4 protein-coding genes and 2 pseudogenes are annotated in these 7,088 nt (G+C 66.5%); 2 read left to right on the plus strand and 4 right to left on the minus strand.

The window, feature by feature from the left end; translation table 11 throughout:
• A pseudogene (locus EOA28_RS19000) lies at window positions 1–466 on the plus strand (bifunctional folylpolyglutamate synthase/dihydrofolate synthase); the annotation flags it as partial.
• Between the two features lie 52 nt (window positions 467–518).
• Window positions 519–938, plus strand: a complete 420-nt coding sequence (locus tag EOA28_RS19005; RefSeq protein ID WP_128315151.1) for a VOC family protein — start codon at window positions 519–521, stop codon at window positions 936–938.
• A gap of 7 nt (window positions 939–945) precedes the next feature.
• Here the strand turns inward: EOA28_RS19005 and EOA28_RS19010 are convergent, their stop codons facing one another.
• From EOA28_RS19010 to addB, 4 genes and pseudogenes are all read right to left on the minus strand, one after another.
• The gene (locus tag EOA28_RS19010) at window positions 946–1,227 is read right to left on the minus strand and encodes a cupin domain-containing protein (protein WP_095819107.1); all 282 of its coding nucleotides are present in this window, start codon (window positions 1,225–1,227) and stop codon (window positions 946–948) included.
• Window positions 1,228–1,356: 129 nt separating this feature from the next.
• Window positions 1,357–1,680: a thioredoxin gene (gene trxA, locus EOA28_RS19015; RefSeq protein ID WP_112129004.1), complete on the minus strand. Its 324-nt coding sequence runs from the start codon at window positions 1,678–1,680 to the stop codon at window positions 1,357–1,359.
• Between the two features lie 74 nt (window positions 1,681–1,754).
• Entirely contained in the window at window positions 1,755–5,267 is a 3,513-nt protein-coding gene (gene addA, locus EOA28_RS19020) for a double-strand break repair helicase AddA (RefSeq protein WP_127251482.1), read from the minus strand.
• A pseudogene (gene addB, locus EOA28_RS19025) lies at window positions 5,264–7,088 on the minus strand (double-strand break repair protein AddB); the annotation flags it as partial. The gene addA and the pseudogene addB, both read right to left, overlap by 4 nt.

The raw sequence follows: 7,088 nt of genomic DNA on the forward strand, positions 1-7,088 counted from the left end.
AGACAGCGCCTGGCCTGCACGCATGCAGAAGCTGACGCAGGGCAAATTGGTGGATCTGGCTCCGAAGGGCGCGGATATCTGGCTGGACGGCGGCCACAATCCCGGCGCCGGCATCGTCATCGCCGAGGCGCTGGCCGAGCAGGAGGAGAAGAATCCGAGACCGCTGGTGCTGATTTCCGGCATGATCAACACCAAGGACCAGACCGGCTATTTCAGCGCCTTCAAGGGGCTTGCCCGCCATGTCTACACCGTGCCGGTAAGCAACAGCGATGCCGGCGTTCCCAACGACGAGCTGGCATTGCGGGCGGAAGAGGCCGGCCTGTCGGCCGAGCCGGTCAGCTCCGTCGCCAGCGCCCTCATGCTCTTGCGCGACTCCTGGGACGGCCCGGCGCCGCGCATTCTCATCGGCGGCTCGCTCTATTTCGCCGGCGCCGTGCTGGCCGAAAACGGCACGCCTCCGACCTGAGGCCGGGTCAAGATAGCGCTGCGGATTCGGCGGGGGCCGAAAGGAACCGGCCATGATCAAAGTCAGGCAGCTCGCCCATGTCTGCATCTTCGCGCACGACCTGGAGGCGACACGCTCCTTCTATCGCGACGTGCTTGGCATGGACACAAGGTTCAATTTCCTGCGCGACGGCAGGATTTTCGGCTTCTATCTCAACTGCCGCGGCCGCAGCCATGTCGAGGTGTTTGAGAAGACCGAGGCCAGCGACGGCGACCGTAACCAGATCAACCATTTCTGCCTGGAAGTGGAAGATATCGAGGCTGCGATCGCCCATATCCGCTCGAAATGCGTCGAGGTGACGCCGAAGAAGCTCGCCTGCGACGACACTTTTCAGGCCTGGATCACCGATCCCAACGGCGTGAGGATCGAGCTGTTCGAATCCACCGCAAAAAGCGCGCAGTTCACCGGCGGCGATCGCGTCGTCGACTGGTGACCCAAGCCTACTTCAGCTCGATCTCTATAAAAGCGTATTCGCCGTCATTGGCGTTGATGACGTCGTGCTCAACGCCCTCGCGGCGGAAATAGGGCGCTCCCTTCTTCATTTCGGCGAAGGATTCGCCGTCCTTGGTCACCAGCCTCACCTTGCCGTCCATCAGCGGCACGACGACATAGTCGTGGCCATGGCGGTGCCAGCCGGTGTTGGCGCCGGGCGCGAAGCGGTACTCGGTGACGATCACCCGCTCATTGTCGACATGGACTGTGGCCTTGGCTGTTCCGGTCATGGCGTTCTCCTTTTCCTGTAGAAGAGGAGATGGCGGGCGCGAACGTCAGGGCCAGGGCGCCATGAGCGATGGCGCCAAAGAAAAGCCCGGCGCGATGGCCGGGCTTGATCTTGAACCTTTCGGATTGACTCAGGCGATGGCGCCGTTGATCCAGTGCGACAGCGCCGTCTTCGGCGCGGCGCCCACTTTCATGTCGGCCACTTCGCCGCCCTTGAAGATCATCAGCGTCGGGATCGAGCGCACGCCAAACTGCGCGGCAAGCTCCGGATTCTCATCGATGTTGAGCTTGGCAATCTTCACCTTGGAGCCGAGCTCCTTGGCGATCTCTTCCAGCGACGGGCCGATCATCTTGCACGGGCCGCACCACTCGGCCCAGAAATCCACCACGACCGGCTCCTTGGCGTTGAGCACATCGGCCTGGAAATTGCCATTGTCGACCTTGACGGTGGCCATGCTGAAATCCTTTCGAAAACTCGGGTTGCACCAAATGTGGTGGTTGTGGCGGCGATGTTCAAGCAGTTCTTGTGTCACGCTCCCGTGAGTCGGGCAAGGGCATCGTCCATGGCCCTGGCCGGCAGCTCGATCAGCCGCGGTGCCTCGGTAAAGAGCAGCGCCGCGGTCACCGCGCGTCCCGGATAGAGCGGCTCAAGCAGCGCGCGATAGAGCGCAAGCTGCAGCACATAGGCCGGCGGCACTTCGGCCAGGTCTTTGGGGGCCGGCCGGTTGGTCTTGTAGTCGACGATCGACACCTTTTGCGGGGTGACAGCCAGCCGGTCGATCTTGCCGGAGATGGAACGCAGCCTGCCCTTCACCTCCAGGCTGCCCATGATCGCGACTTCCGCGCGGGACGACGGCGAGAACAACGCGCCGAAGCGGTCGTCGGAAAGGATGGAGAGCACCGCGTCCAACGCCCTGTCGCGCTCACCATCTGGCCAATCTGCGCCGGTGCGCGCCAGGTAGCGCTCGGCCGCACCGTGCCTTTCCGCCTCGGCGATGCCGGGCAGCATCTGCAGCAATTTGTGCAGGGCAAGGCCGCGCACGACGGCGAAGCCGGGCTCGGCGGCAGCGTCGAGCACCGGCGAGCGCGTATCGGGGATGGCGTCGTGCGCTTCCTCGATCAAGGCCGAAGCGCCGGAGGGCGAAAGCGGCCGCGGCAGGTCTTCATAGGGCGGCAACGGCCGGAACAGCTCGTCCGGCAGCGGCGCGGCATGCTCGATTTTATGCTCGGCTTCGCCCGCTGCCAGCGCCACCGGCGGCAGTTTCGTCATATGGAAGCGATGCACGGCCACATCGGCCGTCGCCGGATGCCGCCGCTCGGAACTCTCGGGCGCGCCCAGCAGCGCGCGGCTGACGATCGAATGCCAGGTGCCGGGGCTGGGCTGCCGCTTGCCGTGATAGCCGCAGACGATCAGCCGGTCCTCGGCGCGCGTCATGCCGACATAGAGCAGCCGCCGGTATTCGTCGTCCGCCAGCTCGCGCGCCCGCACCGACGCCGCCTTCGAGACGCCGTTGGCGACATCGCTGGCCGAGCGCCACAGATAGCCCTTGCCTTTCCATTGCGTCCCCGAGCCTTCGAACGGCATCAGCCGCGGCAGATGCTGGTCGCTGAACGGCGCCGAGCCGCCGTCGACCAGAAAGACGACTGGTGCCTCCAGGCCCTTGGCGGCGTGCACGGTCATGACGCGGACCTCGTCGCGCGTCTGGTCCATCTCGCGCTTGATCTCGGGGCCGGCGTTCTCCAGCGTCGAGAGGAAGGATTCCAGCCCCGGCAGTCCGGTCCGTTCCTCGGCCAGGCAAAAGCTCAGGAATTCGTCGAGGATGTCGCCGGCCTCGGGCCCCAGCCGCGCCGTCATCTTGCGGCGCAGCCCGTCACGCGCCAACGCCGCGGCGTAGAATTCGAACACCGGCTTGAACGCGACCTCGGTTGCCCAGCCATCGAGCCGGCTAACGACAGCGGCGAGGGAAACATCTTCGGCCGCGTGATGCCTGAGCGAGGCAATCAGCGACTGGCCCTTCGGCCGTTGGCCGGCAAGCGTCAATAACGTCTCCTCGGAGACCTCGAAGATCGGGCTGCGCAGCACCGCGGCCAGGGAAAGATCGTCTTCCGGCTGGATCAGGAAATGCCCGAGCGCGATCAGGTCCTGCACCGCGATATGGCCGGGCAGGCTGAGCCGATCTGCGCGGGCGACCGGGATCTGCCGGTTCTTCAGGCTGCGCGACAGCGCATGGACGAAGCGGTCGCGCTTGCGAACCAGCACCAGGATGTCGCCGGCGGTCAGCTTCCGGCCCTTGCCTTCGATTATCTCGCCTTGCTTGAGCCAGGTCTGGATGGTCGTGGCGACATGCTCGGCGACGCGCACGGCGGGCGCGCTGGCATGGTTGACCGGTAGCGTCCAATCGTCCGGCTCCTCGACCATTTCGGCGCCGACCGAAGGCCACACCTCGACATAGCCCGGCGCGTCGATGCGGATCGCCTTGTGGCTGAGCGGATCGGGATCGTGGCTGATGCCGCGCCGCACGCCGGGTTCCGCGAAGACGCGGTCGACGGCGGCCAGCACATCGTCGCTCGACCGGAACGACCAGGTGAGCTTGAGATTGGCGAAGGCGGCTTCGGCGTCGCGCACACGGCCGGCAAACAATAGCCGGCTTTCGGCAAAGGAGTCGGGTGCGGCGCCTTGGAAGGAGTAGATCGACTGCTTCTCGTCACCGACGGCAAACACCGTGCGCCTGACTGCCTCGCGCTGGCCGAGCCCGGCAAAGAACTCTTCGGTCAGCTTCTTCACCACCTCCCATTGGTCCGGGCTGGTGTCCTGCGCCTCGTCTAGCAGGATATGATCGATGCCCTGGTCGAGCTTGAACTGCACCCATGGTCCGGCATCGGGCCGTGACAGCAGGCTCACGGTGCGGGTGATGAGGTCGTTGAAGTCGAGGAAGCCGCGTCCGCGCTTCAACTGCTCGTAGCGCGCGATCAGCCAGCCGGCGACGGTGAGCGCCGCCGCCGTGCCTTCCAGCATGCGGAACAGCGCCAGCCGGTCCGACACGTCGAGGATCGCCTTGGCCCCGGCCAGATAGCGGTCCGGCAGATCCGGTAGCCGGTCGACCAGCGCCTTCTTGAAGATCTTGGGCGGCTCATAGGGGTCGCCGTCGGCCTTGAGAAAGGCCTTTGCCAGCAGCCGCAGCCGGCGGATCGGGTCGGCTTCGGCGAAGGCGCCCCGTGCATAGGGGATGACGTTGTTCAGCACCTGCCGCGCGTCGGCGGCTTCGGCGGCATGCGCGAATTCGGCGAACTGGCGGGGGTCGAAGCCAGGCAGCGGCCATAGCGAAGCGGCGATGCCCTCGGCCGTCTGTCCCGGCCTGAAGCCGAATTCGGCGAAGAGCGGCCGGAAATCCCGATCCCTGCCGAGCTTGGCGATGAAATCGCGCAACTCGTCGCGCTTGCCGACGATCTCGGCAAGCAGGGAATCGAGACCGAACTCGCCGCCGCGCTCCAGCACCGTGGCGAAGGCTTCCGCCAGGCCTTCGACGCCGGCGCCAGCGCCCGAGATCATGTCGCGGCGGGCATCGGCGAACAGCGAGGCCTCCATCTGCGGATCGAGCATCTCGAAATGCGCCGGGATGTTGGCTTCGAGCGGGAACTGGTGCAGCACGGATTCGCAGAAGGCGTGGATGGTCTGGATCTTCAACCCGCCCGGCGTCTCCAGCGCCTCGGCGAACAGCCGGCGCGCGCGCCGCATCATGTCGCGGTCGGCGCCGCGGCCGTCCAGCGCCGCGATCCTGACCGCCAGCTCCGCATCGGGCAGCGCTGTCCATTCGGACAGGGTCGAGAACACGCGGTTCGACATGTTGGCGGCGGCAGCCCGCGTGTAGGTCAGGCACAGGATCTTCGACGGATCGGTGCCGTTGAGCAGGAGCCTAATCACGCGCTGCGCCAGGACATGCGTCTTGCCGGAGCCGGCATTGGCCGACACCCAGGCGGAATAGGCAGGATCCGAGGCGCGCGCCTGGCTGGCGGCGGTATCGGAGGGGATCGGATATTTCATCCTTCCGCCTCGTCTTCGCTGGCGCCGCCGGCCGACCATTCCAGCACGCGCGCCAGATGATCGTAATCGCCGTCGGCCTCGCCCTCGCGGAAGGGCAGGGCGCGCGACAGATAGCCGGTGGTCGGGTCGGCATAATGGAACAGCAGCCGCTCTAGCCGCGCCCAGGCTTCCTCGGAGAGATCGTTGGCGGTGCGGGGCTTGCGGTTGTATTCGAGGATCGATTCCTCGAATACCTCGCCATTCGGCTTCAGCCGCACGAAGGCCAGCTGCGAGGGCTCGCGGATACCCAGTTCCCTGAACGCGCCGCGCCTGAGCAGCGCGCCTTCCAGCGCAAGCTGCGGCGACAAAAGCGTGTGCGCCTGCGCTTTCGAGGGCGAGGAGCCGGTCTTGTAGTCGAGTATGTCGGCCATGCCGCCGGCCAGCAGGTCGACGCGGTCGGCATAGCCCGACAGCGTCACGCCGGTGCGGCCGACCACCGTCTTGTCGGCGCGTTCCTCGGCATAGCGCCTCGCGACCGCATCGGCGCGGGTATGCTCCCATTCGATGATATTCTCGGCGAGCTTTTCGAAACGCGGCCACCAGATGGCCTCGATGTCCGGCGGAAGCTTTGCCTCGGCAAAGCAGAGACGGCCGGCTTCGATGAGGCTCGAGAGCGCATTCGGCGCCCTTGGATCCTCCACCCGCCGCGAGAACAGATGCAGGATCTCGTGGAACAGCGTGCCGCGTTCGGCGGCGCCCGGATCGCGGATCAACGGCTCGAGCGGCGAGAGCCCCAGGATGCGCCGCGCATAGACCGCGTAGGGGTCGCGGCGCAGCGTCTCGATCTCGGTGACCGAGAAATGCTGCGGGCGCATGCTGAGCGGCGGCCTGGGCTGCGGGCGGGCGGCGAAATCCTTCTTCTCGCCGGCATCGAGCGCGCGCGCCCAGCCAAGCAGCGCGTCGCCCCGCCCGCGAAGGGCCGCCGCCGGCTCCTTGCTGATGAAGGTCAGGATGCGCTGCAGCCAGCGCGACGGCACCGCCGGCGCATCGCCGGATCGCGCCGACCGTGTCAGCAACACTTCCGCCGCGCCCATCGCCATCTGAAAATCATGCGCGGCAAGGCCGATGCGCCGCTCCGGCGGTTCGAGGTCGATGCCGGTCTTCATCAGCCGCGACATGAAGCGATCGCTATCGGGCTTGCGCGGCCAGCCCCCTTCATTGAGCCCGCCGATGACCAGCATGTCGACATTCTGCAATCGCGCTTCCAGCGCGCCCCAGATGGCGATGTTGCGGTCGGTGCCTTGCCCCGGCTTCACCGTCTCCGGCGCGATCAGCGCCTCGATCACGTCGGGCCATTCCGAGGCGGCGAAAGTGAAGGGCGAGGACGCCGCCACCAGTCCGCGCAAAAGTTCGGCGAGTTTCTCGCCGGCATCGCCGGCATAGAGTTCCGCCAGGCTGCCATCGGCGGCGCGGCCGAGATCCTCCAGCGCGATGACGCTTGCGCTGGTCAGCGTCGCGATATCGGCGTCTTTCTCGTCGCGCATAGCGGTGAGCGGCGAGAGCGCCTTGGTAAGGCGGCTAAGTATGCCGTGCGCCTGCTCGATGCCGCGCACGGTGAGCCGCGAAAACCAGAAAGGCTGCCTCGTATCGCCGCTCAGCTCCGCGAGTCGCGTCTCGAAAAGCGCGCCGAGCGATGCGACATCCGGCCGGCCCGTGCCGCCGCGCAAGGCGACCAGCTCGACCAACTCGGCCGCCTTGCGCACGGCCTAGCGTTCGAGGCCGAGCCCGAGCAGCGGATGCTTGAGCAAGGAGAGCAGGCTTACCGGGTCGCCGGGCCGGAAC

Origin of the sequence: Mesorhizobium sp. M2A.F.Ca.ET.067.02.1.1, from assembly GCF_004023285.1 — a bacterium.
In the GTDB taxonomy this organism is placed as follows: domain Bacteria; phylum Pseudomonadota; class Alphaproteobacteria; order Rhizobiales; family Rhizobiaceae; genus Mesorhizobium.

Coding starts and splice junctions, on each gene's coding strand:
- EOA28_RS19010 (WP_095819107.1), bottom strand. CDS start 1,227: ATGACCGGAACAGCCAAGGCCACAGTCCATGTCGACAATGAGCGGGTG.
- addA (WP_127251482.1), bottom strand. CDS start 5,267: ATGAAATATCCGATCCCCTCCGATACCGCCGCCAGCCAGGCGCGCGCC.
- EOA28_RS19005 (WP_128315151.1), top strand. CDS start 519: ATGATCAAAGTCAGGCAGCTCGCCCATGTCTGCATCTTCGCGCACGAC.
- trxA (WP_112129004.1), bottom strand. CDS start 1,680: ATGGCCACCGTCAAGGTCGACAATGGCAATTTCCAGGCCGATGTGCTC.